Below are 26,115 nucleotides of genomic sequence, written 5' to 3'. Positions count from 1 at the left end.
CCGATTTAGAAATGCTTGGTGATGCCGGCATAGACGGCGAAATGTGGACCGTACTGCGGCGCGCCGACGCCGATGCCTGAGCCGTCGCGCAACTCGTAGACGCGGTTGAACGCGTTGATCAGCATCAGGCGGGCGTCGAATTTGCCAACTAGCGGCTGGTTGAAATGCTGGATCACGCCGAGATTGACCTGCGCGTAGACCGGCAGGCGATCGGTGTTGGCAAAGCCGCTGCGCAGACCCGTGCCGACGAGGCCGTCGAACGTGAAGGTGGTTCGACCGAGATCGTAGGTGCCGCCGAACGACGCGGTGATGCGCTGATCGTGGTCCAGATACACCCAGTGACTGTTGATGTACGCGAGTTCGGCCGGGTCGAAATTGAATTGCGCGGAATCGATCTGCGTGCCCTGCGCGCGGCTGTACGCAAGGTTCAGATACGCGGACATGTTGTCCTGTTTGTAGTTCGCCGTGAACTCGAGCCCGTACACGCGTCCAAGCCGATAGTTGAATGGCGTATAGATGAGCGCGGAACCGAATTGCCCTTCATCGAGCAGATTGGTGGACTTCTTGTAGTACGCGTCGAGGCCGATCGTTACGTTCGAACCGAGGCGCTGCGTCACGCCGAGATCGAAATAGTGGCTGCGTTCGGGCTGCACCGGATCGTTCTGACTCGACGGACTCTGGTTGGTCGTCCCATTGAAGCGGCTGATGGTCGAACCGGAAACCAGTTCGAAAGCGGGCGGCGTGAAATAGCGCGCGTAGCCGGCGTGAAAGGTGGTGGTCGGCGTCAATGCGTAGACCAGCCCGATGCGCGGGCTCAACTGACTCGCGCTCACATACTCGTCCATCTTGTCGTAGCGCAAGCCGTAATTGAGCGTGAGCTTGCTGGTGATCTTCCACTCGTCCTGAACGTAAGCGCTATACAGGTAGCCGGTTTTGCTGCTCGAGTCCGGGATATTGAAGGGCTGGTCGGAGGCCTGGGCGCCGGTGCTGTCGGTGGCGAACACGTTCACGTTGTCGTCGAACACCGCATGTTCCTGCTGGAAGAACACGCCGGCGCGGATCGTATGTTTGTCGTTCAGCCGCCATGTGGTGTCCACCTGCGCGCCATTCGCCGAGTTGCTGTGAAAGTCCTGCGACGCCACGCCGTTGAACAGCAGATCGCCCACCGGATCCGGATTGAACTGGGTGCGCGTATAGCGGGTGAACAACGCGACCTGATAGTCCAGCGCGCCGCCGTTGGTGCCCTGCAACGCGACGACCGCGAAGTTGTTCAACTCGGATTGCGTTTCGTTCAGTTGACTCGAATTGAACGTGTTGTTGCCGTTCAGCGTGAAGTTGGTGGCCAGCCCCGGCGTGTTGGGAATTTCGAACTGGTTGCTGGTGGTGCCGAACATCAGGCTCACGCGCGTGAGCGGGTTGATGATGTAAGACATGTAGCCGAACGCATCGCCCTGACGCGTGTGGTCGTGAATGGCGTTCGCGCTGGAAGTCGGATTCTCGATGCCGAGATTATTGACGCCGAGCGAGCCGCTGAAGTAGTAGCTGAACGGACCTTGCGTGCCGAACACATCGGCGCTGGTCTTGAGCGTTTGATGGCTGCCGCCGAACACGCTGACAGAGCCGCCGTCGCCCGCATCGCCCGACTTCGTGCGAATGTCCACCACGCCCGCGGTGCGATAGCCGTATTGCGCCGGCAGCGCGCCGGTGAGCAGATTGACCTGGTCGATGATGCGCGTATCGAGCGCCTGCCCGAAGCCGCTGATCGGCTCGGGAATGATGATGCCGTTGATCCGGTATTGCAGATTGGCGTGGTCGCCGCGTACGTGCAACTGCCCGTACGAGTCGCTGGCCACGCCGGGGGCTTGCAGCAGCACCTGATTCAACGGCGTGTCCTGACCCGCGGGCAGCGCGTCGATGTCGGCCTGGCTGAAGCGGTACACGCTGCTGCCGGTTTCCGGCAGCAAGCCGTTGCGCGCGCGATCGAGTCGCCTGGCGTTCACCTGCACGTCGAGCGTGTCGCTCTTCGCGAGGTTGCCGGCAGGCTTGGCCGCCTGATCGGTAACAGCGTCGGTCGCCGGGCTTTCGTCTGTTGCGGCATGGGCATGAGCGGCGATAGCGAACAGCAGCAAAGCTGCATGAGAGACACGCGTGCGGTTTTTCATCGTTATGGAGGGTGGTGTTGGCGACTGGGTGGAAGCGTTGTCCGTCTTGTCGACGGTCGTCCTGGTTTTCTGCGGACGACCGCGATCGGCGTGATTGGTCTGGATCACGCGACGTCCCGGCTGGCGTCCGGAGCGAATAATGTTATAACATTGCATAGAAAATTAACAACGAAAACTTGAGCGGTGTTGTTTCGGCGGGGAGAGCACAGAGGGGAACGGGAGGGAGGCGCGCCGAGCGTGTGCGGCGGGGTGATTCAAGGTGATTCAGGCGAATGATCCGCGCGTTGCGCGCGGATCATGGTGCTTCGGTCAGATGGTCAGTGTCGATGCGATGGCAAAACGTGCGACAGCAAAACGTGCAACAGCATTAAGTCGAGCGAAGCGCCCGAGCCTGCGAAACCTGCCGCCCCGTTTGCAACAGATAGACGCCGGCGAGAATGCACGTCATCGCGATCAGATCCGCGCTTCGTACCGGCTCACCCGCCAACACCACGCCGAGCAGCAACGCGACAACGGGTGGAATGTAGGTCACGCTCGCAGCGGCAATCGCACCGAGTCGGCGGACGATAAAGTAGTAGAGCATGTAAGCGACGCCGGTACCCACCAGTCCCAGCCCCACCGTCAAACCGATGAACGCGCGAGTATCGGTCGCGATACGCGTAATGCCGTGCAAGTCCGTGAAGAGACTGATGATGACGACCGCAAAGCCGATTTGCCACGTCGACAGCGCAAGCGGTGAGATATCGAGTTGCGTCAGAAAGCGCCGCGCGTAAGCGAACGAACATCCCACGCTCAGCGATCCGCCGATCATGTACAGCACGCCGGGAAGACTCACGCCCGCAGCGGCGCCGGCCCATGGCCGCGCGATCAGCAGCACGCCGACGAATCCGACCGCAATGCCCATCATCATGCGTGGCGTCGGCCGCTCATCGCGTAACAGGACTAGCGCACAGAGAAACGAGAACAACGGTATCGACCCGCTCAACATGCCCGCGACGCTGGAGAGCAGTAGCGACGCGCCCTTTGCGAACGCGAAGTAGTAGAGCACGGTGGCCAGCAGCGACATGACCAGGAAGTGATGCGCGTAGCGCAGATGACGCCAACGCAATGCACGCGTTCCCAGCGCAACCAGCAGGATCGGCACGAATCCGAACAGGACGCGTAGCAACACGATCTGGGACGGCGACAGCGTCACGCTGGCCCATCGCATGAAGAGAAAGTTGGTTCCCCAGATGGCGCCGAGCAGGGCGAAGGCGAGATAGGACGGGTTCATGGCGGTCCACAACGGATTTTATCGAGGGCCCATTGTGATCAGCGCGTGCTTCCGGTACAACCGATATTATCTGATTGATGATGTAGGAAAACTATTTCATGAGCGTACACCCACCGTTGAAATCGCTGATTGTGATGGAGTCGGCGATCCGACTCGGTAGTTTTACTCTTGCAGCGGAGGAGTTGAACGTGACCCCGGGCGCGGTCGGGCAACAGATCCAGAAGCTGGAGGCGTGGCTGGGCGTCTCGCTGTTCGTCCGGCAGATCCGCCAGGTCACACCGACGGCCGAAGCACTCGCGTACTACGCGCAGATTCACCCCGCGCTTGGACAGATTGCGCAGGCAAGCCGGCGCATGCGGCAGCGTCAGAGCCGGGGTGTGAAATTGTCCGTGCCGCCGAGTTTCGCTGCCAAGTGGTTCGCGCCGCGCATGGCGAGCTTTCTGAAGCGCTATCCGGATGTGGCGCTGGATCTGACCACGTCGACCGCGTTTGTGGATTTCGAGCTCGACGGCGTGGACCTGGCGATCCGCTATTTCAATGGCGAGGATCCGTCACTCACGGTAGAAAAGTTGTGCACGGACGAAGCGCACGTGTATTGCGCGCCGGATTACGTGAAGCGTCTGAAGCTACGGCATCCTGACGATGTGAAGAAAGCGACGCTGTTGCATAACACGCTGCATCCGCACTGGTCGCCGTGGCTTGGTAAGTTCTCGCGTTTGTCCGCTGAACAGATCGCGTCCATTCCCGGGATTCAGTTCGATCAATCGCTGATCGCAATCGACGCTGCCGTTCGCGGGCAAGGGCTCGTCCTCACCAGTGCGATGCTGACCGACAGCGAGCGCGCAAGCGGCGCGTTGATCGAACCTTTCAAACAGGTGTTACCGCTTTCAACGAGCTATTACCTGGTCCATCCCGTTTCGAACGCGTTGCAACCGTCGGCGCTGAAGCTCAAGGAATGGCTTATCGATGAAGCGCCTGCCGTGCTGCGCTGAGCACCTTCGACTTCCCGCAAACCCTTGTGCAGCAAGGCTGCCAAACGTTTGCGATGTTTCCGCCGACCAACCCAAATATTAAAGAATGCGTTATGCATGTCGTTATCCCGTGAAATAAGTCAGGACCATCGGGCACCCGCGCATCCGGCAGCGCGTGGCTTGCACGAGGAATCAGCTCTACGGGGGAATGAATCTTGAATCACCAACGATCGCCATGGTCGCGCACAGCGGCTCCGGGCGAGGTCATCTATTCGGAAGGCTTCGCGGGCGACGCTGTCATCTACGTTATTGCAGATGGCAAAGTCGAAATCTCCACCCAGTGCGATGAAAAGAAGGTGATTCTCGCCACGCTAGGTAAGGGCGAATTTTTCGGCGAAGCGGCTTTGTTGCCGGCGGAACCGCGAGCGCATACCGCGAAAGCACTCAGCTTCCTTCAACTCACCGTGATCGCGGCGAACGTCGTGGAAGAAGAGCTCGAACGCGTGTCGCCGCTGCTGCGTCATATCGTGCGAACCATGATTCGTCGCGTGAAGAAGAAGGACGACGTGCTCGCCACCAATACGCACGCCGATTTTCTGCCGGGCGTGGTCTCGTATGCGCATGTTCTCGCGTTGATGGCCGGTGTCGAAAGCGCCGATCGGGATGCCCGCCTGCGCCGCGCGCAAGGCGAGGAATTCTCGGTGCCGCTTCCCGAAGTGATCAAGAAGTGCCACGCGATTGCCGGCCATTCCCGTCCCCACGTCATGGCCATGCTCAAGCGCATGGAGAAACTCAATCTGGTTACGCTCGAACCGGGCCGCTCCGAACGCCTGAGCAACACGTCCGCGCGTTATTCGTCGGAAGGCGCGGTGGGCCGCCAGCTCGTCACGTTCGATCCGGTGCGAATCACGGAACGCGCGCAGCAGGTCGCGGACCACGATCTCGATCTGTCGATCAGCAGCGAACTGGAGTTGATTGAACTCGACGATCTGGAAGCGTTGATCGGCGTCGAGAAGAAGGTCATTCTCAACAAGCTGTCTCACGCGGAAATCGCGGAAGACCTGTTCGCGTTTCGCAAGACCCGCGTGTTGAATTACGTCGAAGAAAAGGGCATTACGTATTTTTCGCGTCGCACGGTGCGGGGCGCCAGCGATGTGAATTCGCTCGACGATCTGGAGTTCGTCGACCAGCGCACGCTATTCGAAGCCGTCAGCGCGTTCGATACCTACGATCTGGCGAAACTGCTTTCCGCGGCGACGGGGCAACCGGCGGCCGAGCGGTTGATGTCGGTAATGACCGAGGCGAGAAAGAAAGAAGTGTCGTGGGTCATGCGGCGTGAAATCAAGATCGATCCGCTCGAAATTGCCGAGATCGAGCAGCGCTTCATCGACACGATACGCACGCTTAAAGCACCGGCTGGCAATGCGATGCCGCTTTCCAATCTGAGTGCGTGACGCGATTGGCGTGCTGGATTGCGTGCTGATGTGCGTCACCAGGCAGGCTGTTTTCATTGCAGGTTCGAAGGCTCGGGCGGCCATTCGAGAGGACGTATGGATCTTTTGACGCTATTGGGCGCCGTGTTCGGCGTAACGGCGATCGTCGCCGGTTTCTCGCTGGAGGGTGGGCACTTTACGGCGCTGTTTCAGCCGGAGGCGTTCGTCATCGTGCTGGGCGGCACGCTCGGCGCGGTGATGATCCAGAACACGTGGGCGCGATTCTTCGATGGCGTCAAGCAACTGCGGCTGGCCTTCGTGAGAGCGCGACAGGTCGACCGCAAGAGCCTGTCGGTTCTGCTCGAATGGGGCGATCAGGCGAAGCTGAACGGCATGCTGGCGTTCGAGTCGATCGAGGCCGGCGGCATCAATCCGTTTGCGCAGCGCGGGCTCGAACTGCTGGCGAACGGCGTGGCCACGGCCGTGCTCGAAGATGCGTTGCAACGGGAGCTGGATGCGTACGAGCGCAATCACGTGGCAGCCGCGCGAATCTGGCAACAGGCGGGCGGCTATGCGCCGACGTTCGGCATTCTCGGCGCGGTGCTCGGCCTGATTCAGGTCACGGGTCATATGCTCGAACCTGCGCAACTGGGGCAAGGTATTGCCACCGCGTTCGTGGCGACGCTCTATGGCCTCGCGTTCGCGAATCTGCTGTTTCTGCCGCTGTACGGCAAGATCCGGGCGCAGGTGGATAGCGAGTTGCGCTTCCGTCGTTTGTATCTCGACGGTTTGCTCGCGATCTCGCGCAAGGAGTCGCCGCATACGATCGAAACGCGTCTGGCGGGAGACGTGCGGGCGAGATCGGCTGAACTGCTGGGCTAGCGGGCTGTACGCATAGATATTCGGCAGCGGCACTCAAAGCTCGGTAGTGTGCGGCTGTTCAATCAAATGTGAATTCGAAGCAGGCGTTGCGGGTATGACTATCTCCTCGGGAAACAGACGCCTCAAGGCGGATAAAACCGGCTATCAGGACGCGGACGAAGGCGACGAGCAATCCGGACGCTGGCTGATTTCCTACGCGGACCTCGTTACCTCGCTGATGGTGTTGTTCCTCGCGCTGTACGCGTTGGAGCTGGCAAAGAACCGGGAACTGGAAATCAAGGCGCTCGAACATCGCGCGGAGAAGACGCTGGTGGTATCGAACGCAGGCGGCACGCCCGATACCGCTAGGAAACAACTGCTCTCTTTGCTGGAACCGCTCAAGAGCAACAGCCAGATTACGATTTCGAACGCGACGCAAGGCGTCGAAATCGCGATCAACGCGAAGATCCTTTTTAACGCCGGCGACGCGCGGTTATTACCCGAATCGTTCGACGTGCTGAGCCAGATTGCCGGCGTACTGCGCGACCGTTCAAAGAACAATATTCTCGTCGAAGGACACACGGACAGCGTGCCGATCGCCACAGCGAAATTCGAATCGAACTGGGAGTTGTCGTCGGCGAGAGCGGGGGCGGTGGTTCGTTTTTTCGCCGACAAAGGAATCGAGGCGCACAGAATGGCGGCGATTGGCCGAGCCGACAACTTCCCGTTGATCATCGGCGACGACGCCGCGGCTCGCGCCGCGAACCGGCGAGTGACGATTCTCGTCGAGTATTGAAAGCGTAGTGAGCGCGTATTGAACGACTGTTGAACGTTCCACCCGTTCCACCCAGCCTCCCATTCCGCGCTAAAGTATCGCCAGCGATGCGCGCTGCGCGTCGTTCCGGGAGCCCTCTACGTCATGCCAGTCAATACCTTGCCGGATCCGGTCGCGTCCGCGTGCAGCACCTCGCTAGGCAGCTTTCTGCGCGATCGCCGCTCGCGCCTGCAACCCGGGCCGGAAGCGCAAATCCGCCGCCGCACACCCGGCCTTAGACGAGAAGAAGTGGCCACCCGCGCCAACGTCAGCGTCGCGTGGTACACGTGGCTCGAACAGGGGCGCGGCGGTCCGCCGTCGAACGAAGTGCTGGAGCGGCTCGCCCGTGCGCTCGAACTCGACGCCGCCGGCCGCGAGATGTTGTTTCTGCTCGCGCAGCAACGCCCGCCGCCGCTCAGCCCGGTAGAGACCTCAAGTGTGACGCCGGCTTTGCAACGCGTGCTGGACGGCATGCCCACCAGCGCCGCGATCGTTAAAACGACGACGTGGGACGTCGTGGCCTGGAACGCGGCCGCCGTCGCGGTGCTGGGCGACTACGCCGCGCTGCCGGTTCGCGAGCGCAACGTGCTGCGTCGTCTGTTCAGCGATCCGACCATGCGCACCTGCCAGCCGCATTGGGAAGAGAGCGCACGCGTGGCGGTCGCCGTGTTCCGCTTCGATATCGCGCGGGTGGGCGGTTCTGCCGAAGCGTCGGCGCTGGCCGCCGAACTCCAGGACAGCAGCGAAGACTTCCGGCGGCTCTGGGCCGAGAACGACGTGCTCAACCACTGGGGCGGCACGAAGCACATGCGGCATTCGGTGGCCGGGTTGCTCACGCTCGAATACTCCGCGTTTCCCGTGGCCGGCGCGGATGGCCTGAGCATGGTCGTCTTCACGCCGGTGTCGCCGGCCGACGTCGACGCGGTCAAAGCGCTCGTGTCGCGACACACCCAACTCGCGTGAGCGCGCAACCTCTTCATTCGAACCCGATGCGTCTGCCTCGTCCACTCCCGCCGTTACTGTCCCTACGCGCATTCGAAGCCGCCGCCAGGCTGCTGAGTTTCAGCCACGCCGCGCAGGAACTGTTCGTCACGCAGAGTGCCGTCAGTCATCAGATCCAGAAGCTCGAAGCCGATCTCGGCGTAGCGCTGTTCGAACGTCGCACGCGCGCCGTCGCACTGACGTCGGCGGGCGTCGCTTATTACGCGCGCGTTCATGACGCATTCGAGTTGTTGCGGCTCGGCACGCAGGAGGTTCGCGCGCCGTCCGTCGAGCGGACGAGCCTGAGCGTCGGCATTCTGGCTTCGTTCGCGACGCGCTGGCTGGCGCCGCGCTTGCAGGCTTTCGCGGCCGCCTGTCCGCGGATCGATCTGCAACTGCGGCCCGAGATCGCACTCGCCGACGTGCCGGGCGGCGAAGTGGATGTCGCGATCCGTTATGGCCTCGGCGGTTGGCGCGGTGTGCACGCACAACGGTTGATGACGGAGCGTTTGTCGCTGGTGTGTGCGCCGTCGCTGGTCGCCGGCAGGAAGCGTCCGCGCGAACCGCAAGACCTGTTGCGCTTTCCGCTGCTCACGTCGTATTCGCGGCAGTCGTTCGAATGGGACGCCTGGAGCCGTCGCTTCGGCCTCGATCTGACGCAATCGCAGCAGGTGCATCTGCACGACTACAACATCGTCGTGGAAGCGGCGCTCGCTGGACAAGGCATCGCGATGGGCCGTCACCGCCTGATCGCGCGGCAACTGGCGAGCGGTGCGCTGGTCGAGGCATTACCCGATGCGCGACTCGACGACACTCGCATCGGCTGGTGGTTCGTCACGCCCAAGGGCAACCTTGGCGCGGCGGCAACCGCATTCCGCGACTGGCTCGCCGAGGCGGCGAACGAAGACGCTTTACAGTCGACGCATTAGTTTCGCTCATCCGTTGCGGGGAAAAATTGATTGGTCACGGGGTGGGCCGGGCTAATAGGATTGGACTTCCCCATCTTGCCTGGACAATTCGACATGACCTCTTCGATCTCAGCACGTGTTGCAAGCCTCGGTCTCACGCTCGAACCCGCCGCGCCCGCCGCCGCCAATTACGCGCCGTACGTGCAGGAAGGTCATCTTCTGCATGTGTCCGGTCAGATCTCGCGCAAGTCAGGGCAACCGGCCTATCTCGGCCGTCTCGGCGATACCGTGTCGGACGACCAAGGTATCGAAGCCGCGCATGCGTCCGCGTTGAGCGTGCTGTCGCAGATCGCCGCCGCCACCGATGACCGCCTCGACCGCGTGGCCCGCGTCGTGCGGCTGCGCGTATTCGTTGCCAGCACACCCGATTTCGCGCGCCACAGCGTGATTGCCAATGGCGCATCGGACCTGATGGTTCAGGTCTTCGGCGATGCCGGCCGGCACGCGCGCAGCGCCGTCGGCGTCGCCTCGCTGCCCGCGGGCGTGGCGGTCGAAGTCGAAGCGGTGATCGCACTGACCTCATTGGAATAACCATGTCCGCTCTTCTTTCGACCGCCGCCGTGGAGGCACTTCGCGCCCGCACGCCGGGCACGCAGCACACCACGCATTTCAATCACGCGGGCGCTTCGCTGCCGTCTTCGGCGACGTTGGAGGCGATTCACGCGCATCTCTGGCGCGAAGCCACGACCGGGCCGATGGAAGCCGGCATCGTGGGACGCGAGCAGACTGAACGCGCACGCGGACTGGCCGCGCGGCTGTTCAATGCGCAGCCCGCCGAGATCGCGTTGACCACGGGCAATTCGCCCGGCTGGGGCGCGGCATTTGCCGCGTTGGGTCCGTGGCGGGCGGGCGAGCGTATCCTCGTCGGCCGTCATGAATGGGGAGGCAATCTGGGCATGATGCGTGGGCTGGCGCAGCGTGTTGGCGTGTCGATCGACGTGATTCCCTGCGACGCCGACGGCGCGGCGGACCCGCTAGCGCTGGAGGCCATGCTCGACGAGCGTGTGCGTCTGATCGCGCTGACGTGGTTGCCGGCTAACGGCGGCTTGATCAATCCGGCCGCGGCGATCGGGCAGGTGGCGCGCCGTCACGGCATTCCATATTTCATCGACGCCGCGCAGGCTGCGGGGCAATTGCCGATCGATGTCGCCGAGCTGGGTTGCGATGTGCTGAGCACCGCTGGACGCAAGGGACTGCGCGGGCCGCGAGGCACGGGTCTGTTGTACGTGCGGCAGGCGTTTCTGCCGCGTTTGACGCCGCCGTACACGGACACGCATTCCGCGCCGCTGGACGCGAGAGGCGAACCCGTCTTGCGCGATGACGCGGGGCGTTTCGAATCGTCGGAGGCTGCGCTCGCGCTGCACTGCGGACTGGCGAATGCGCTCGAAGAGGCGCTGGAAATCGGCATCGAAACGATCCGCTCGCAGATCGACAGTGTGGCGCAGCGGTTGCGCGTGCAACTAGCCGAACTGCCTGGTGTGACGGTGCTTGATCTCGGGGCCGAACGTTCAGGCCTGGTCGCGTTCAACCTCGCCGGTCTCGACGCCGTCACGGTGCAGCGCAGTCTGGCCGCGCAGGGCATCGTGATCGGCAGCAACGGCGTCAGCTATACGCCGTTCGACATGACGTCGCGAGGATTGCAACAGATCGCGCGCGCGTCGATCAGCTACCTGACCACGGACGCGGAAATCGAACGATTGCTGAGCCAGATACACACACTGGTGGTGCAGTCGAACTGATTGCCGGCAGCGCAAAAAAACGGGGCGGCTCTCGCGAGAGAGCCGCCCCGTTGCCTGCGGATGAACGCGTTATTCCGCGCCGCGAACAATGCGCAGATCGCGTTCCACGCCGTCGCCCAGCGCCTCGAGCGCCTTCTTGTAGGCTTCGCTTTCGTACGCGGCGACAGCCTGTTCGTAGCTCGGATACTCGATCACGACCGTGCGTTCCTTCAGGCCTTGCTCGCGGGCATCCTCAGCCACGCCACGCACGATGAACTTGCCGCCCGCGGCCGCCACGGCCGGCGCCGCGAGTTGCGCATACGCGGCCAGTTTCGATGCGTCTTTGGTGGCGCGATATGCGGTTACCCAATAGCCCTTGCTCATTTGAATCTCCTGGTTCGGTGAGAATGCGGTCGCTGCATGACACAGCAGACAACCGGCATTATGTCGCTTTCCGGGACGGCCGGCGGCGCGGCATGACGATGATGACCCTCAGCCGCGTGTAATGCCGCGCTCAGGCCGCTCGGGCATTTGCCACCGGCAGATTGCCCGCGATCGTTTCCGCGATGATGTCTTTCAGACGAGCCACCGCCGGTTCCAAAGTACGCGTACCGTCGTGCAGCGACACCTGCAGCGTGGGCGCGCGCACCGTGGGCAGCGCGAGCGCATCGCCTACCACCTGAAGCTTCGCGGGCAAACCGGCCGCCGTGCGCAGCGTGACGCCGAGGCCCGCTTCCACGGCGGCCCACAAACCGGGCAAGCTCGGGCTCGTAAACGCGATTCGCCACGGCAGCCCGGCTTTATCCAACGCCTCCAGCGCGCGTTGCCGGAAGAAACACGGCGCCTCGAACAGCACCAGCGGAATCGGCTCGTCTCGGGCCCACAACCTTTCTTCCGATGCCGGTCCGATCCACACCAGATCCACCGCGCCGACCGGTTCGGCGTCGGCGCGCGCCTCCTGACCCAGCGACAGCACGAGGTCGAGTTCGCCCTTGTCGAGCCGTTCGAGCAGACGCCGGTTGCCTTCCACCACCGCTTCGATCCGCACCGCCGGATGCGCGCGTTTGAACCGGCCAAGCACGGTCGGCAGCCACGTTTCGGCGAAGTCGGCGGGCAAGCCGATGCGTACCAGACCGTCGATCGCGAAGCCGCGCACCGCGCTCACCGCCTCGTCGTTGAGCTCCAGAATGCGCCGCGCGTAGGCCAGCATCACGTCGCCGGCGGGCGTTAGCGCGAGGCCGCGACCCTGCTTCTGAAACAGCGCCTCGCCGACGCTTTCTTCGATCTTGCGCAACTGCTGGCTCACCGCCGACTGCGAGCGCCCAAGGCGGTCGGCCGCGCGATTGAAGCTGCCGAGCTGCTGCGCGGTGACCAGCGTGCGCAGCACGTCCATGTCGAGATTGATCCGGTTCATTGTTCGGTTTTGTGAATGTGTCGGATAAGAAATATTCAATTTTCTAATCATTCTAGGACGTTTAAGGTTCCCGAATTGGAAAACTTCGGGACTCCCGCCACTGCGCCCATGACTCCCCACACCATTCGGCTTTATGGCGCGACGACCGCCAGTTCGAAGATCGGCACGGGCTTTTTCTTCCTGATCAACACCTGGCTGATCATCGACATCACCGGGCATCCGTCGAGCGCGGCGCTAAGTTTGATCATGACGGTGCTGCCGGGTTTGCTGTTGTCGCCGGTGATCGGGCTCATGATCGACCGGGGCGACCCCGCCAGACTCGCGTATCGCGCCGATCTGTTTCGATGGGCCATGCTGCTCGCCTACGCGGCGCTCTATGCCGGCGGACACGCGACGGCGGCCTCGGCGTATGCGATCAGCTTTCTCGTCGCCCTGGGCAACGAAGTCCAGGTGCTGTCCTGGCGAGCGGCGCTCGCGCGCAACGCCAGCGCCGACGACATGCTGCGGCTCAACGCATTGACCGTGGTCACGGGCCAAACCGGGCAGGTGCTGGGCGCGGCGGCGTCGGGCATCGTGCTGGCGTCGATCGGTGCGGCCGCAACGGTCTGCGTCGCCAGCGTGACCTATTTGCTGGCGGGCGTTTTCGGATGGCTCACGGCTCGCCGGTTGACGGCGGCCGGAGAAGTGGCGCATTTATCTGAAGGTGCAGGTGAAGGCAAGCCGAAGCACTATTGGCGAGATCTGCGCGCGGGTGTCGCGCATATTGTCGAGCGTCCCGAGATCGGCTTTTTCTACGGCCTTTTCGTCGCGAACATGAGCGTGGTGTTCGGCATGAATGCGATGCTCGCGCCCTTCGTGCGGGAGGAACTGCATCTGAGCGCCGCGGCATTCGGAAAGATCGATGCGGGCTACGCTTTAGGCGCTATTGCCGGCGGGTTCTTCGTGGTGCGGCTCGCGAATCGATTCGGGCGGCGCACGGTCCTGCTGCTCGGTCTCGGCATCGCGGCCGCCTGCCTGCTCGCGTTCTCGGTATGCCGGGGACAGGTGGCCGCTTTCGCGATTTACGCCGGACTGGGCGCGAGCTTTCAGAGCAGCGTGATCGCCCTCAGCACGGCGCAACGCGCGACGGATTCCGCCTATCAAGGGCGCGTCAGCGCCAGCTTCAACGCGATCAATGGCCTGGCCGGGCTGGTGGTGTATGTCGTCGTCGCGGCGAGCGCCGGACATCATCTCTATCGCCAGCTTTATCTGGCTCAGGCGAGCGCGTTGGCGCTGCTGATTCCGATCGTTCTGCTCGCCAGCCGGCAGCGCCGCATCAACCCGCTTCTATCACCCGCGCCTTCAGTTTCCATGCCCGCATCGTCGTTGTCGGCGTCGTCCAATTGACGCGGACGTCGTGCATTTTTCCGCTTCGATTCCGTGACCCTTCCTACCTGAACATGAACCCAAACACGATGCTCAAACTCATCTTCCCAGCCTTGTTGTCCGTATCCGCTGCACTGGTTTCGCTGCCGTCGCACGCCGGTGACAACAACCCGCCGGATTCGCCGCTGGCCGGCACCTGGTCGCTCGTGGCCGCGGACGTCATCAAGGCCGACGGCGTACGCGCGCACGACTTCGGCGCCGCGCCGCAAGGCATGTTGCAGATCGACCGCGAAGGCCGTTACACGCTGCAGATTTTCAGAGCCGAGCGGCCACGGTTCGCGTCGGGCGATAAACAGAGCGGCACACCGGCCGAATACGCGGCCTCCGTGCTGGGGTCCAGCACGCACTTCGGCACGATCAAAGTCGATGCCGCCGCGCATACGCTGACGTTTCAGATCGATAAGGCGTCGTTCCCGAATTGGGAAGGGCAGACGCAAACCCGGTACTATGAACTGGTGGGCGACGAACTCAGCTATCGCGTCGTACCGCGGCCGAATGGCGACGTGCCGATTTCGGTCTGGCGTCGGCTGCGCTAAGCCAAACGCGACGCGCGATACGCCACGCGCAATATGCGCCGACGTGAAAGATGCATGAATCGTTCGAGCGCCGATGACCTGGTTTAACCCACCGCATCATCGGCGCCCGCTCAAGCGCTCAGCTCATCACGAGCCGGCCCGAGTGCTTACTTCCTGAACGAATGGCTGCTGATATACGAAGCGAGCTTCGCGATATCCACGCTGCCCCATCCCGTGGGATAGTCCCAGCCCGTGCCTGCCTTATAGCCGTAACCGCTGTAGCCGTTATTGCCCGACTTCACGTCATGCACGATCGACGGCGTCGCTTTGATCGCGCTGTACAAACTGGCCGCCGGGAAACCGAGGCTGTTCGAATTGGCGCTCTGCACGCGCGCCCACAGTCCGACGAAAATCGGCGAGGCGAGACTCGTGCCGCCGATCTGCTGAAGCTGACCGTAGTTGTAAATCATCGCGCCCGTGCTTTGCGCCGCGTCGAACGAAATGTCCGGCAGCAGACGCTGGCCCGGCGTGCCGGTCACCACCGACTGCCACGACGGCTTGCTCTCGAACGAACTGAAGCCGCCACCGGTGGCCCACAGCTTGCCGTTGCCGTCGAGCCCTTCGTTCCACACGGTCTCGTTCGACCATGCGCCGCCCGAGGTTGTGTAAAGCGTCGTGCCGCCGACCGCGATCACGTTCGGCGACGACGCCGGCCACGACACCGAATACGTGCTGCCGTCCGGATAGCCGCGGTTGTTGCATTCGTACACGCCTTCGTCGCCGGACGACACCGAGAACGTCTGACCTTGCGCAGCGCCGGCCGCGAAGATGCGGTCTTCGGCTTGCAGCGTGCCGTCCGCGTTCGCGTCCGCTTCGCACCAGCCGAGCGACACGTTGATCACCTTGGCGGTGTCGTCGGAGACGGCCTGGTTGAACGCTTGCGTGAGGCCGGTGTTGCCCGACGCGCTGTCGTCGGCCATATAGAACAGCAGTTGTTGCACCGCGCCGCCCGCCGAGCCGACGATCGACTGACTGTCGAGATCCCACTCGCCCTGGCCGTCCTGGTCGTCGCTGTAGTCGCCATCGGGCGAGCCGGTCTGGATCGCTTGCGTGTTGACCGAGGCGAGGTTGTTCGCGCTGGTGAACTGCTGCAAGTCTTGCAGCGTTTGCGACACACCGCCTTGCGTGATGATGCCGACCGTGGTGTTCGCGGCGGTGGGCAGGCTGGTGGCGTCATAGATCGCCGGGAATTCCGTCGGGTAGTGCGCTTTCGCGGTGCCGGAGGCCAGCGTCTTCGCCGCCGAGCGGTTGCCGATCTTCAGCAGCGGATGCGCACGCGCGACGTTCTGCAGGCCCAGCACCGAACCGACGATCTCGCCGAGGTTCTGCGGCACTTGCGCCGCCGCGATATTCGCGTAGCCGCTCTTGCCGTTCAACTGATAGCGCACCAACGGCGTATTGAAGGCGGCTTTGACCGCGCCGGCGCTGCCGTCGGCGGAGATCAGCAGGCGGTTCGCCGCGACCCTGATGTTGACGAAGCCGTTCTTGCGCAGATGCGCGACGACCTGTTGCACCTGCGCTTCGGTCGGCGCGTACTGATCGATGAACTGCTGACGCTTGAGGAACTTGCCGAACTGCGCGTTGCCCGGTTGATTGACCGACTGCGCGAACGCCTTCAGCTTCGCCTCGTCGCGAAGCTTGAGGCTGACCACGATATGCGTGCTCTCGCCGGCGGCGAGTTCGAGCAGGGGCGTGGCGCTGAGCGAGCGCGTCTGCACCTGGCTGGGCGTGACGAACGCCTTCGTGTCGGTCGTCGTCCACAAGGTGGACGACGGCGCCGACGCCGCGAACACGGCGCACGAAGCCATGGCGAGAGGCAAGGCAACGGCCGCGTGACGCTTCAGGCCGAAAGCCGTTCGATTGACGATTGACGATTTCATGTGACCTCCTGAGACAACAGCGCGAGGAGACGCCGGAATCTACCTTGTGGGTAATTCCGGTCGAATTTGAATAAAAAGGGAATACCGTCTCGCGGCGCAGTTATGGGTAGTAATTAAGGGGTGCTCGGTTAAATATCGTGAGCGACGCAAAATTACCGTTCATTACACGGAGTCGGTACCTATCAGAATGGATAGTTGATGAGCAGGCGAGTTATCCGTATTTGAACCATCATTTCGATTGAAGCGGTTGTTTTATTTCGAATTTATGATGCAAATTGGATGATGGTAGCCGCTGCTGGCGTGTTCTGACGCGAAATGGAAGCGAAAGTCTAATTAACTATTTTGATCTCAACTTTCGATTTAAATTACAATTTCATTTCGGTTTTATAATTCGAATATCGCTTATTGATGAAAGTAAAAAGCTTATTATGCGATTCACGATCTCATTCTTACCGTAATTGGATTCGGGTAATGTGATTATTTCCGAATTTGGCGAGTGGCCTTGCGTTCGTCGCGCTGAAGCGCGCTATGCGCGCAGATCGCAGTGCGCATTGGCAGCGCGGTCACGTCATGACGTGAGGACCGCGCTTGCGGTGTTCGCCATGTCGCGTTGACCACGCCGCGCTAGCGCCAGATTTCTCCTTGTATGTCGACCGCGTAGACGCGCCATCTGTGCGGTATTTTTTTCCTCAGACGATTGAATATTTTTTCATATCTGACGTTGTACATTGGCCAGCAGATAGTGTTCGGAGCGCGTTACGCATGGTCAGGCATCGGTTTTACCCCGTACTTTTTTGCGTGATGTTCGCCACGCTCACGTTGTTCTCATCGGCCAGCCGCGCGCAATACACCACCGACTGGCTGGCAAACACCTTCGGCACGCTCGCCACGCACGTAGGCAACGGCGCGCGCTCGCTGTGGGTCGCGCCTGAAGGCGTGATCTACACCGCCTCGCTGTGGGATGAAAACGAAGGCGGCGTCGCGATCTATCAGAACGGGCAAAGCGCCGGCTCGATCGGCACGCATGCCGATTTTCAGGGCAGTGCGATCACGGGCAACGCCACGTCGATCTTCGCGGCCTTGCAGTACAACCGCTCGTTCGGCAGCGGGTCGGTCGGGCGCTACAACCGCGTGACGCAGGCGCGCGATCTGGTGATTCCCGTCAGCGTATGGACAGGCGTGCCGCATGCCGATGTCATTACCGGCCTCGCGACCGCCGGCTCGCTGCTGTATGCGAGCGACTTCTTCGGCAATCGCGTACGCGTGTTCACGACCGACGGCGTCTGGCAGCGTGACATGACGATAACGAGCCCCGGCGCGCTCGCGTTGGATAGCGCGGGTAATCTTTGGGTCGCGCAGCAAAGCACGGGCACGATCGTCGAATTCAGCCCGGCCGGCGTGACGCTGAACACGATCCAGATGGCCGCCACGTCGCGACCGTCCGCGTTGTATTTCGACGCCACGTCCGGGCAACTGCTGGTCGGCGACCAGGGCCCCGATATGAACATCAAGCTGTACAACATCGCGGCTGCACCGACGCTTGTCGGCACATTCGGCATTCAGGGCGGCTATCTCGACACCACCAGCGGCATTAAAGGCCAGGTGGGCGACAAGCGCTTCACGCGCGTCGCGGGCATCGGCAAAGACGCGGCCGGCAATCTGTACGTGCTCAACAATCCGTGGGGCGGTAGCTGGGACATGGGCCGCAACGGCGTGACCGATCTGCACGCGTACGACAGCAACGGCAATCTGCAATGGAAGCTGCAGGCGTTGAATTTCGAGGCGGTCGCCGCACCGGATCCGTCGACGGATGGCGCCTATTTCTACAGCGGCGCGCACATCTACACCGGCACAGCGGGCGGCACCTTTGTCGCGAATACGGTCGATCCGTTTACCTATCCGTCCGACCCGCGTCTGAACATGAACGACACGCAACGCGACGAGCATTTCGGGCAACTCGTCACGGTGGGCGGCAACCGGATTCTGGTGGCGTCCGGGCAGAATCCCGGCATCTTCTACTTCTATCATTTCAACGCGGCGAGCGGCTATATCGCGATTCCGGACGCGTCGATTCCGGGCACGACGTTCAATACGGATCGCCAGGTCACGGGTGGCTTTTGTATCGACAGCCGGGGCGATGTGTGGGCGGGTCTGGACCGCACGAATCACATTTATCATTACCCGTTGAGCGGTTTCGACGGCACGGGCAAGCCGCTATGGGGACCGGCCGTGACGATCTCCATTCCGCAGACCATCCGGCCGTTGACGCGGATTCTCTACCTGCCTGAAAGCGACACGATGATTCTCGCCCAAGGCATTGCCGGCAGTTGGGACTGGACGGCGATGCAATCGCGCATCGAGGTTTATCACGGATGGAGCGCGGGCAACACGACGCGGCCTAATCCGGTGATTACCCTCAGCAGCGTGAATCCGAAGTCGATCGCCGCAGCAGGCAATTATCTGTTCGTCGGCTACGTGCACACGGTGCCCAATATCGACGCGTTCAATCTGACCACGGGCCAGCTCGACACCACGTTGATCAACGCGAGTCCGGCGACCGTGGACGTGGGCAACGACGTCGATTCGATGTACGGGCTGCGGGCGTTTCTGCGCGCCTCGGGCGAGTACGTGATCACGAAAGACAACTACAACGGTTCGAGTATCGTGGTGCATCGCTGGACGCCGTGACGGCAATTGCGGCGTGGCCTATCGGATAAGATACGGCCCGCGATGCAATTTTCCGAACACAAGGAGTAGTTTCAGTGATTCAACCGAGCAACGTATTCAAGGACAACCTCGCGCAAATGCCCGCTATCGACGGCGTCGCGCGTATCGATCTGATCGACGGCAATGGCGCCGTGGTGGCGAGCATCGAGAACAAGCCGGGCAAGCAGGGCTCGCTCGCGGTGTATCACTACCTGCAGCAGACGTTCGGTACGCTGGACGCCAACGCGGCCGGGCAGGGTCTCGCGCTGTTCGCTGAACACACCGCCGACGCGCGTAATCGTCCGGGCGCGCATCCGAACGTCGACCTGCTACTCGCGATTGTGGCGGGCGGCCCGGCGTTGCGGATCAACGTGGTAGCAGCGGCCTGACCGCACGCTGTGCTGGATGACGCGGCGCGCGATGCGGGATACCGAAGCGCGCCGCAAACACTAAGTGGCTATGACGCACGCGGGCCTGCAGGCCGCCCGCATTCCCATCAATGCGTCTTGTTCTGCGCCCAGCGCAACTGCCTCTCCCTGATCCGCAAATTGATCCGATCCGACGCGAGCGAGCCGAGCGTCGTGAGTTTGGCCTTCTGCGTGGTGTCGAATTGTCTCGGCACGCGGTCGAGCACGCACAGCGAACCGAGCGGATAGCCTTGCACGTCCCGCGCCGGCGTACCCGCGTAGAAGCGAATATGCGGCTCGCCGGTCACGAAAGGATTCCGCGCGAAACGGGCGTCGGTTGCCGCATCTTCGGCGACCAGCACGTCGTTCTCGAGAATCGTGAAATTGCAGAACGCCCACGACCGCGGCGTCTCCGCGCGTTCGAGCCCAAAGTGCGACTTGAACACCTGGCGCTCCGGTGTGAGCAGCGTGAGCAATGCGATCGGCGCGTCGAACAGTTGCGCGGCGAGCTGCGTGATCTCGTCGAAGGCGTCTTCTTCCGGCGTGTCGAGCAGGCCCGCGGCGGCAACGGCCTGCAGCCGTCGCGCTTCGTTGGCCGGCACGGGCATGTCCGGCGCACCGTCCACCGTCACCGGCTGCCGCGCGGCCTCGTCCACCTGACTGAGCAGATCCCGCACGCGCGTTTGCAACTCCGCTTCGGTCCACTCCGCGCCCAGCACATGCAGCCGCTCACCGAGCTCCGTTTCCGCCGCGAGATGCGCTGCGCCGAGCGGGCTGATCACCAGCAACTGAGTGTGGCCGAGCGCCGGATGCTGACCGATGCGCCGGATCATCGTCAGGCGGTCGCGGTCCATCCGGTTGAGTTCGACAATGACGATCGACGGCATCAGCACGCCGATCGACAGCAACGCGGCGTAAGCGTCGCTGTCGGCCACCACCGCGCATTCCGGCGTGGCTGCGAGCACGTCGCAATAGTGGCCGAGCCGATGCTCGGACGCATGAATCACGGCAAACGTGGAAGGTTGCGCGATTTGCGGCTTGAGCCGTCCCATCAATTCAGTCACGGCGCTGCGGCGTACGCGCCGGTGGCCGCCCGGCGTTTTCCACGACTCGATCGCGTTCTGTTCGATCCACACCTGCGCGGTGCGGATCGACACGCCAAGCAACTTGGCGGCCGCGCGGGTGGTGATGATGGGGTCGTCCATATTGGTATGAATTTTAGGTGCTTGCCACAATAGGCGATTCTTAGGCTATCGACAAGAACCCGGCAAACCTGAGCAATATGGAAAATATGAAACTTGGTGATACACTCTAATTTGAATCAACCGATTCAACGCCTTCGCGGTACCCCGACTACGAAGGACTTGCATGCCGGCCCCTGCCGGCATTTTTTTGCTCTATCGCCCGGTAGACAGACCTTTCTGGCGCAGTGACCGATTCGTAGCCGGTTCCCTTCGATCTGCCAACAATCCCTTTTTATTAGCTTGCAAAGTGGAAAATATGGAAGTCCTCCACTCAAGATGCATGGCGCCATGCCGTTAAGGAGTTCAATGCGCCGCCCAAAGGGGACTTCACATGAATGGTTTTTTCCAAACGATCCGCTTCAAAATTCTGCTGGCGATGGGGGTCTGCTTCGTCCTGATGGCGGCGATCAGCGTTTTCAGCCTGTCGGCGATTTCGCAGTTGAAGTCGAACGTGACGGATTCGTACTCGGGCGTGACCGTGCCGATTCTGGATCTGGCGAACTTCCGCGCGGCCCAGTTGCGGGTTCGCCTGAAGCTGCGACGCATCCAGGTGTTTCACGATCCTGCCATGACGAAGCAGACGATCGACGGCATTCATGCCGACATCGACGCCATGAACGGCGCGTGGTCCGACTACTATCCGGCCCGCGTCAGCGCGGCCGATGAGCGAGCCGTGGCCGACAAGGTCCGGGACGCGTTGCCGCAACTCAAGCAACTCACCGACCAGGCGACCGATCTGCTGCTGGCCGGCAATTACGACGGCGCCACCAAGGTGGTGAACGATCAGGCGGCGTTGTCCGACACGCTGCTCTCACTGGTCGGCGACGATCTGAAGATCAACGTCGATCAGGCCAAACAGTTCAACACGGACAGTGAATCGACCGCGAACACCGCGTTGATGATCGCGATCGGGTTGGTGGTCGCCGGCATCGCGGTGATGGTCGCGACGTCGATATTTCTGCTGCGCGCGATCGGCGGTCCGCTCAATCGGGCGATCGGCGTGGCCAACGAGATCGCCGCCGGCAATCTGGACAACCGCATCGTGCTGGATGTGAAGGGCGAGTTCGGTCAGTTGCTGCAAGCGCTCGATACGATGGACCGGCAGATTACCCAGACGGTGCGCGGCATTCAGACGTCGACGGAATCGGTCACGGTCGCTTCGCGTGAAATCGCGGCCGGCAATATGGATCTGTCGGCGCGTACGGAAGAACAGGCCGCCTCGCTCGAGGAAACCGCTGCGAGCATGACGCAACTCACCGAGACCGTGAAGCAGAACGCCGACAACGCGCGTCAGGCGAGCAGCCTCGCCACCGGCGCGACCGGTCTCGCCGATACGGGCGACGACGCGGTGCGCGCGATGGTCGGCACGATCGAACAGATCAGCGGCAGTTCGAGCAAGATTTCGGAGATCACCGGCGTGATCGAAGGCATTGCATTCCAGACCAATATCCTCGCGCTGAACGCAGCGGTGGAAGCGGCGCGCGCCGGCGAACAGGGCCGCGGTTTCGCGGTGGTCGCGAGCGAAGTGCGCAGCCTCGCGCAGCGTTCGGCTTCGGCGGCGAAGGAGATCAAGGAACTGATCACGTCGTCGGTCGCGATTATCGACGGCGGCACGCGCCAGGCGGCGGGTGTCGGCGAAACGATGGGGCAGGTCAAGCAGGCGATCAAGCGCGTCTCCGACATCGTCAACGAGATCGCGGCGGCTTCGGAAGAGCAGAGCCGTGGGATCGAGCAGGTCAATCAGGCCGTTTCGCAGATGGATGAGGTCACGCAGCAGAACGCCGCGCTGGTCGAGGAAGCCGCGGCCGCCGCGCAGTCGCTGGAAGAGCAGGCGGGCAACCTCAAGCAGGCGACCTCGGTGTTCCGGCTGGGTCAGGGTGGGGCGCGGACGTTGTCGACGGGTTGGGCTGCCGATCAGCATCGGCATGCGCCGGTGCTGGCCGAAGCGGCTGGTTGAAGCAGGTCGCTGAGGCGAGGTAAAGGCGGCTCATGGGGCCGCCGCCGGCGCTTAAAGCGCCGCGGTCGGCCCGTCCCAACCGTCGAGGTATTTCGGCAACTCGTCCTGAACCTCGACCAGGCGGTGCCGGTAAAACAGATGCAGGGTCGGCCGCAACGCTTCGGGCAGTTCACCGCCCGCGGCTCGCGCAACGAGGCTGTTGGGTAGAACCCGCATGCCGAGCCGATTGGTGCCGAACACGATCTCGCCGCACGCGGCGCAGAAGGCGCGTGTCAACTGTTTAGCCGGATGCCTGAAGGTCGACACGCTGCCGCGCGTGACAGTGACCTGTTCCGCGGGCCACGCGGTGGCCGACAACATCGAAGTCCCGTAGAAGTCGCGACATGATCCGCAATGGCAGTTCGCTCTTGCCACGGGTTCACCGCTCAACTCGATCCTGATCGTGCCGCACAGGCACTGCAACGCATTCGGTACGCTCATCGTGTCTCCAGGTTGTGCGCCGGAAGTATAGAGGCGCGCTTGCTCGTCGCTGATACGCACGCAGCTTTGAACTAAGCCGGACACAAAGCGCCTCGGGCGGATTTCAAACGCTGCGCCACCCGCTGCGCGCGATCTTTTTTATGACCCGCGCGTTCTATTGCGGTGCGCGCAAACGCCCTTGCTTTCGTCAAGACGCGCAGCCTGCAACGCGATGCGCAAGATCGGCCGTCGTCCGCACGCCTTGCCTGGCCTGCTCGCCTCGCGCAAAATTTTTTTTCATGACATCTCGATCCTGCGTGGCCCATCGGCACGCGCAGCGGTTTATTGAGCCCCGGTCAATCGCGCAATGCGAGGCACCGCACATAGCGAAGCACGCCATTGCCGCGTGCGGGGCCGCCACAGCGTCTCGCGTCAGCATTCCCGCGTCTCATCTTTGCGACATTCCGGTCCACGTCGGGTAAAAGCTACTTCGTCGCATCCAGGGCAAGCAGTTTTGACCGGAGCATTCGTCAAACCATTGCCAGTCAACGCGCCGACAGTTTTTCGGCGGCCCGATCGATGCACTACGCATCGCCATAGCGCACTTTTCCGGCCGCCAAACCACGTCTCACTTTCGACGCATCGCTCGTCGCGGCCCCCCTCTTATCCCGCGTGCCGGATCGCACATCGTTGCCCAGCAAGGCTTTGAGGCCTCATGGCACAGCCGTTGCAATAAGTCGATCACAAAGCGAAACACGCTGCAGCCGGGAAGCGGGAAAAGCAGAAACAGGCATCACACGCTACAGGCAGAAAAAAACCGGCAGCAGCAACAGTCTTCGTAAGTCGCGTTCGGGGAATTCAACGCGTTTTACGAGGTGCGGCGGGGCCAACGAAAAACGGATGTCAACGAACAACGACACGGGCGATCGATACGCGATATCGGCCACTCGTGATCGTGATGACGTGAAGCGCCGACCCCGCCACTTTTTTCCGTCCGATGGACGGACCTGAACGCCGCTTTGGCGAGCCTGTTTTCAGGCAGCCGCAGGGGCACAAACCGCAGTCAACTTTCACTCTTACGGGGGTTAGCATGAACAAGACGATCCAGCAATTTCTGCGCGAAGAAGACGGTGTGGCAGCGATCGAATACGGCCTGCTGGCCGGGTTGATCGCAGTGGCGATCATTGCCACGGTAACAGCGCTCGGCGGCCGCCTGAACAATGTGTTCACGTTCGTGTCGACGGCGTTGAACGGTGTGGCTAACCCGGCTGCCTGAGCCGGGTCGCGGAAGGCGGCGTGACCGATCGCTGCCCCTGTCTCGACGGTCCTTCGAGACAGGGTGGCGACGGCCCCGCGCCGATCCGGCCGAATTTCAGAGCAGGTGCAACTCGATCCTCGACACGGAGCAGGCGATGAACGGCGTTCCTTTTCCGGTGGGTCCGTGCGTGATGACGTTGGTGATGCTGGCAGCAGTGTGGGACATCCAGACACGCCGGATTCCTAACTGGCTGGTGGCGACAGGTTTGCTCGTGGCGATCCCGGTGCAGTGGTTCACGCACGGCGGAGTCGACGCGATGGTGATGTGGTTCGGCGGCATGCTGGCGGGCGGTGCGATCTTCCTGCCCGGCTACGCGATGCGGCTGATGGGCGCCGGCGACGTGAAGCTGATGGCCGCGATCGGCGCCTTCTGCGGCGCTTACGGCGCACTCGAAATTGGTTTGGTGACCTGTGCGGTGGGTGGCATCGGGTCGTTGGTGATCATGATCCGGCGGCGCCAGATGCGCGCCGGGCTGAGCGGGGCAGCCGCGTTGCTGGGCAGTTGCACGACGCCGGGAAACGGCGCGGCGCGACGCACCGGCAGCGTCGCCGGTAGTAGTGCGATGGGGACCATGCCGTACGGAGTGGCCATAGCAATAGGCAGCGCGCTCGTGTTGTTCGCCAGCGTGTGACGCGTGCCGGGTGGGACAACAATTCGGGGGTTGAAAATGAAAAACGCGCGCGCTGTAACGATGTTGCTGATCGCGACGCTGGCCGGGCTCACCGCAGTGGTGTTCGCCTCGCGCTGGATGGTCTCGCAGTCGTCGACCGCCACCACCAAAGTCGTGGTGGCCGCAACGGATATCAATCTCGGCCAGCGCATCGGACCGGACTTCCTGAAGCTCACCGACTGGCCTTCCAATAGCGTGCCGCCCGGCGCGTACACCGACATTCAGAAACTCGACGGCCGCGTGCTGAAAGACAGCCTGCTGCACGGCGAGCCGGTGGTCGACGCGAAGCTCACACCGGTCGGCACGCTCGGCGGCCTCTCGGCGGTGATCGGCGAGGGCCAGCGCGCCATCACGGTGCGGGTGAACGACGTGATCGGCGTGGCGGGCTTCGCGCTGCCGGGCAATTACGTCGACATCATCGTCAATACGCAGAAAGACGGCAGCGCCGCCGGCGGTCAGCACGACCAGAACATCTCGAAGATCGTGCTCGAAAAGATTCTCGTCCTCGCGGTCGCCCAGCAAGTGGGCCGCGACGAAACCAAACCGAAAGTGGTCGACGCGGTGACGCTCGAAGTGTCGCCGGAACAGGCCGAGAAAATCGATCTGGCGCGCAGCATCGGCACGCTTTCCCTGGTGTTGCGCAACCAGATCGATCCGCAGGCGATCGACACCGCCGGCGCGACCAAGTCCTCGCTGCTGAAGACGCCGGTCGTGGCGGTCGCCGCGTCCGAACCGAAGCCGGTGCGGATCGTGCGCAAGGTGGCGTTGCGCGCACCGGGCAACTGCGTGCGGGTACTCGACGGCGCCGACGCAAGACAAGAATGTTTTTGACAGGCTCGAGCCTGCAAGCCGTGACCGATTCGCGACTGAGTTCGACCG

General features: G+C 62.5%; 23 protein-coding genes. 16 read left to right on the top strand and 7 right to left on the bottom strand.

Translation table 11 applies throughout. The features are described from left to right. Window positions 1-5 precede the first annotated feature (5 nt). Both HWY05_RS04350 and HWY05_RS04345 read right to left on the bottom strand, forming a co-directional pair. Window positions 6-2,162: a TonB-dependent receptor gene (locus HWY05_RS04350; RefSeq protein WP_176057792.1), complete on the bottom strand. Its 2,157-nt coding sequence runs from the start codon at window positions 2,160-2,162 to the stop codon at window positions 6-8. Window positions 2,163-2,529: 367 nt separating this feature from the next. Then, window positions 2,530-3,435, bottom strand: coding sequence for a DMT family transporter (locus tag HWY05_RS04345; RefSeq protein WP_176057504.1), 906 nt, complete (start codon window positions 3,433-3,435; stop codon window positions 2,530-2,532). 98 nt (window positions 3,436-3,533) lie between these two features. Here HWY05_RS04345 and HWY05_RS04340 point away from each other — a divergent pair, with 98 nt between their 5' ends. The 8 genes from HWY05_RS04340 (at window position 3,534) to HWY05_RS04305 (ending at window position 11,202) form a co-directional block, all read left to right on the top strand. Continuing rightward, window positions 3,534-4,427 (top strand): LysR substrate-binding domain-containing protein, encoded by an 894-nt coding sequence (locus HWY05_RS04340; protein ID WP_176057503.1) that lies wholly within the window; start codon window positions 3,534-3,536, stop codon window positions 4,425-4,427. Window positions 4,428-4,621: 194 nt separating this feature from the next. After that, the gene (locus HWY05_RS04335; protein WP_176057502.1) at window positions 4,622-5,860 is read left to right on the top strand and encodes a cyclic nucleotide-binding domain-containing protein; all 1,239 of its coding nucleotides are present in this window, start codon (window positions 4,622-4,624) and stop codon (window positions 5,858-5,860) included. Between the two features lie 96 nt (window positions 5,861-5,956). Further along, a complete protein-coding gene (locus HWY05_RS04330) occupies window positions 5,957-6,721 on the top strand; it encodes a flagellar motor protein (protein ID WP_176057501.1) in 765 nt (254 codons plus the stop codon). A 94-nt stretch (window positions 6,722-6,815) separates the two neighbouring features. Next, complete coding sequence (locus HWY05_RS04325; protein ID WP_176057500.1) at window positions 6,816-7,496, top strand: OmpA family protein; 681 nt, start codon at window positions 6,816-6,818, stop codon at window positions 7,494-7,496. A 123-nt stretch (window positions 7,497-7,619) separates the two neighbouring features. Further along, window positions 7,620-8,477, top strand: a complete 858-nt coding sequence (locus HWY05_RS04320) for a helix-turn-helix transcriptional regulator (protein ID WP_035558739.1) — start codon at window positions 7,620-7,622, stop codon at window positions 8,475-8,477. A 26-nt stretch (window positions 8,478-8,503) separates the two neighbouring features. After that, window positions 8,504-9,424, top strand: coding sequence for a transcriptional regulator GcvA (gene gcvA, locus HWY05_RS04315; RefSeq protein WP_176057499.1), 921 nt, complete (start codon window positions 8,504-8,506; stop codon window positions 9,422-9,424). A 93-nt stretch (window positions 9,425-9,517) separates the two neighbouring features. Then, on the top strand, window positions 9,518-9,994 hold the full coding sequence (locus HWY05_RS04310; RefSeq protein WP_176057498.1) for a RidA family protein: 477 nt from the start codon (window positions 9,518-9,520) through the stop codon (window positions 9,992-9,994). 2 nt (window positions 9,995-9,996) lie between these two features. Continuing rightward, a complete protein-coding gene (locus tag HWY05_RS04305) occupies window positions 9,997-11,202 on the top strand; it encodes an aminotransferase class V-fold PLP-dependent enzyme (protein ID WP_176057497.1) in 1,206 nt (401 codons plus the stop codon). 69 nt (window positions 11,203-11,271) lie between these two features. On the opposite strand, the gene HWY05_RS04300 is transcribed toward HWY05_RS04305, so the two are convergent. Both HWY05_RS04300 and HWY05_RS04295 read right to left on the bottom strand, forming a co-directional pair. Beyond that, window positions 11,272-11,565, bottom strand: coding sequence for a DUF1330 domain-containing protein (locus tag HWY05_RS04300; protein WP_035558727.1), 294 nt, complete (start codon window positions 11,563-11,565; stop codon window positions 11,272-11,274). 130 nt (window positions 11,566-11,695) lie between these two features. After that, complete coding sequence (locus HWY05_RS04295) at window positions 11,696-12,595, bottom strand: LysR substrate-binding domain-containing protein (protein ID WP_035558725.1); 900 nt, start codon at window positions 12,593-12,595, stop codon at window positions 11,696-11,698. 108 nt (window positions 12,596-12,703) lie between these two features. Between HWY05_RS04295 and HWY05_RS04290 the strand changes: the two genes are divergently transcribed. Both HWY05_RS04290 and HWY05_RS04285 read left to right on the top strand, forming a co-directional pair. Beyond that, complete coding sequence (locus HWY05_RS04290; protein ID WP_176057496.1) at window positions 12,704-13,981, top strand: MFS transporter; 1,278 nt, start codon at window positions 12,704-12,706, stop codon at window positions 13,979-13,981. Window positions 13,982-14,049: 68 nt separating this feature from the next. After that, window positions 14,050-14,556, top strand: coding sequence for a lipocalin-like domain-containing protein (locus tag HWY05_RS04285; protein WP_244146486.1), 507 nt, complete (start codon window positions 14,050-14,052; stop codon window positions 14,554-14,556). A gap of 146 nt (window positions 14,557-14,702) precedes the next feature. On the opposite strand, the gene HWY05_RS04280 is transcribed toward HWY05_RS04285, so the two are convergent. Next, complete coding sequence (locus HWY05_RS04280) at window positions 14,703-16,403, bottom strand: S53 family peptidase (protein ID WP_176057791.1); 1,701 nt, start codon at window positions 16,401-16,403, stop codon at window positions 14,703-14,705. A gap of 873 nt (window positions 16,404-17,276) precedes the next feature. Here HWY05_RS04280 and HWY05_RS04275 point away from each other — a divergent pair. Beyond that, the gene (locus HWY05_RS04275) at window positions 17,277-19,163 is read left to right on the top strand and encodes an SMP-30/gluconolactonase/LRE family protein (RefSeq protein WP_244146529.1); all 1,887 of its coding nucleotides are present in this window, start codon (window positions 17,277-17,279) and stop codon (window positions 19,161-19,163) included. A gap of 74 nt (window positions 19,164-19,237) precedes the next feature. Further along, window positions 19,238-19,570 (top strand): DUF2322 family protein, encoded by a 333-nt coding sequence (locus tag HWY05_RS04270; RefSeq protein WP_035558712.1) that lies wholly within the window; start codon window positions 19,238-19,240, stop codon window positions 19,568-19,570. Window positions 19,571-19,677: 107 nt separating this feature from the next. Here the strand turns inward: HWY05_RS04270 and HWY05_RS04265 are convergent, their stop codons facing one another. Then, window positions 19,678-20,793 (bottom strand): GAF domain-containing protein, encoded by a 1,116-nt coding sequence (locus HWY05_RS04265; protein WP_176057493.1) that lies wholly within the window; start codon window positions 20,791-20,793, stop codon window positions 19,678-19,680. A 370-nt stretch (window positions 20,794-21,163) separates the two neighbouring features. Between HWY05_RS04265 and HWY05_RS04260 the strand changes: the two genes are divergently transcribed. Further along, the gene (locus HWY05_RS04260) at window positions 21,164-22,789 is read left to right on the top strand and encodes a methyl-accepting chemotaxis protein (protein WP_035563627.1); all 1,626 of its coding nucleotides are present in this window, start codon (window positions 21,164-21,166) and stop codon (window positions 22,787-22,789) included. A 51-nt stretch (window positions 22,790-22,840) separates the two neighbouring features. On the opposite strand, the gene HWY05_RS04255 is transcribed toward HWY05_RS04260, so the two are convergent. After that, a complete protein-coding gene (locus HWY05_RS04255) occupies window positions 22,841-23,269 on the bottom strand; it encodes a GFA family protein (protein WP_176057492.1) in 429 nt (142 codons plus the stop codon). Between the two features lie 1,069 nt (window positions 23,270-24,338). Between HWY05_RS04255 and HWY05_RS04250 the strand changes: the two genes are divergently transcribed. The 3 genes from HWY05_RS04250 to cpaB all read left to right on the top strand — a co-directional run bounded on the left by HWY05_RS04250 (window position 24,339) and on the right by cpaB (window position 26,067). Beyond that, window positions 24,339-24,524 (top strand): Flp family type IVb pilin, encoded by a 186-nt coding sequence (locus HWY05_RS04250; RefSeq protein WP_035558704.1) that lies wholly within the window; start codon window positions 24,339-24,341, stop codon window positions 24,522-24,524. 136 nt (window positions 24,525-24,660) lie between these two features. After that, window positions 24,661-25,197, top strand: coding sequence for a prepilin peptidase (locus tag HWY05_RS04245; RefSeq protein ID WP_176057491.1), 537 nt, complete (start codon window positions 24,661-24,663; stop codon window positions 25,195-25,197). Window positions 25,198-25,233: 36 nt separating this feature from the next. Next, window positions 25,234-26,067, top strand: a complete 834-nt coding sequence (cpaB, locus tag HWY05_RS04240; RefSeq protein WP_176057490.1) for a Flp pilus assembly protein CpaB — start codon at window positions 25,234-25,236, stop codon at window positions 26,065-26,067. Window positions 26,068-26,115: the final 48 nt, after the last annotated feature.

This window comes from Paraburkholderia sp. BCC1876, from assembly GCF_902833695.1.
Taxonomy (GTDB): domain Bacteria; phylum Pseudomonadota; class Gammaproteobacteria; order Burkholderiales; family Burkholderiaceae; genus Paraburkholderia.
The sequence above is the reverse complement of the archived record's forward strand: the minus strand, read 5'-3'. Positions and strand labels throughout refer to the sequence as shown.

Coding starts and splice junctions, on each gene's coding strand:
- HWY05_RS04350 (WP_176057792.1), bottom strand. CDS start 2,162: ATGAAAAACCGCACGCGTGTCTCTCATGCAGCTTTGCTGCTGTTCGCT.
- HWY05_RS04345 (WP_176057504.1), bottom strand. CDS start 3,435: ATGAACCCGTCCTATCTCGCCTTCGCCCTGCTCGGCGCCATCTGGGGA.
- HWY05_RS04340 (WP_176057503.1), top strand. CDS start 3,534: ATGAGCGTACACCCACCGTTGAAATCGCTGATTGTGATGGAGTCGGCG.
- HWY05_RS04330 (WP_176057501.1), top strand. CDS start 5,957: ATGGATCTTTTGACGCTATTGGGCGCCGTGTTCGGCGTAACGGCGATC.
- HWY05_RS04325 (WP_176057500.1), top strand. CDS start 6,816: ATGACTATCTCCTCGGGAAACAGACGCCTCAAGGCGGATAAAACCGGC.
- HWY05_RS04320 (WP_035558739.1), top strand. CDS start 7,620: ATGCCAGTCAATACCTTGCCGGATCCGGTCGCGTCCGCGTGCAGCACC.
- gcvA (WP_176057499.1), top strand. CDS start 8,504: ATGCGTCTGCCTCGTCCACTCCCGCCGTTACTGTCCCTACGCGCATTC.
- HWY05_RS04310 (WP_176057498.1), top strand. CDS start 9,518: ATGACCTCTTCGATCTCAGCACGTGTTGCAAGCCTCGGTCTCACGCTC.
- HWY05_RS04305 (WP_176057497.1), top strand. CDS start 9,997: ATGTCCGCTCTTCTTTCGACCGCCGCCGTGGAGGCACTTCGCGCCCGC.
- HWY05_RS04300 (WP_035558727.1), bottom strand. CDS start 11,565: ATGAGCAAGGGCTATTGGGTAACCGCATATCGCGCCACCAAAGACGCA.
- HWY05_RS04295 (WP_035558725.1), bottom strand. CDS start 12,595: ATGAACCGGATCAATCTCGACATGGACGTGCTGCGCACGCTGGTCACC.
- HWY05_RS04290 (WP_176057496.1), top strand. CDS start 12,704: ATGACTCCCCACACCATTCGGCTTTATGGCGCGACGACCGCCAGTTCG.
- HWY05_RS04285 (WP_244146486.1), top strand. CDS start 14,050: ATGCTCAAACTCATCTTCCCAGCCTTGTTGTCCGTATCCGCTGCACTG.
- HWY05_RS04280 (WP_176057791.1), bottom strand. CDS start 16,403: ATGGCTTCGTGCGCCGTGTTCGCGGCGTCGGCGCCGTCGTCCACCTTG.
- HWY05_RS04275 (WP_244146529.1), top strand. CDS start 17,277: ATGTTCGCCACGCTCACGTTGTTCTCATCGGCCAGCCGCGCGCAATAC.
- HWY05_RS04265 (WP_176057493.1), bottom strand. CDS start 20,793: ATGGACGACCCCATCATCACCACCCGCGCGGCCGCCAAGTTGCTTGGC.
- HWY05_RS04260 (WP_035563627.1), top strand. CDS start 21,164: ATGAATGGTTTTTTCCAAACGATCCGCTTCAAAATTCTGCTGGCGATG.
- HWY05_RS04255 (WP_176057492.1), bottom strand. CDS start 23,269: ATGAGCGTACCGAATGCGTTGCAGTGCCTGTGCGGCACGATCAGGATC.
- HWY05_RS04250 (WP_035558704.1), top strand. CDS start 24,339: ATGAACAAGACGATCCAGCAATTTCTGCGCGAAGAAGACGGTGTGGCA.
- HWY05_RS04245 (WP_176057491.1), top strand. CDS start 24,661: ATGAACGGCGTTCCTTTTCCGGTGGGTCCGTGCGTGATGACGTTGGTG.
- cpaB (WP_176057490.1), top strand. CDS start 25,234: ATGAAAAACGCGCGCGCTGTAACGATGTTGCTGATCGCGACGCTGGCC.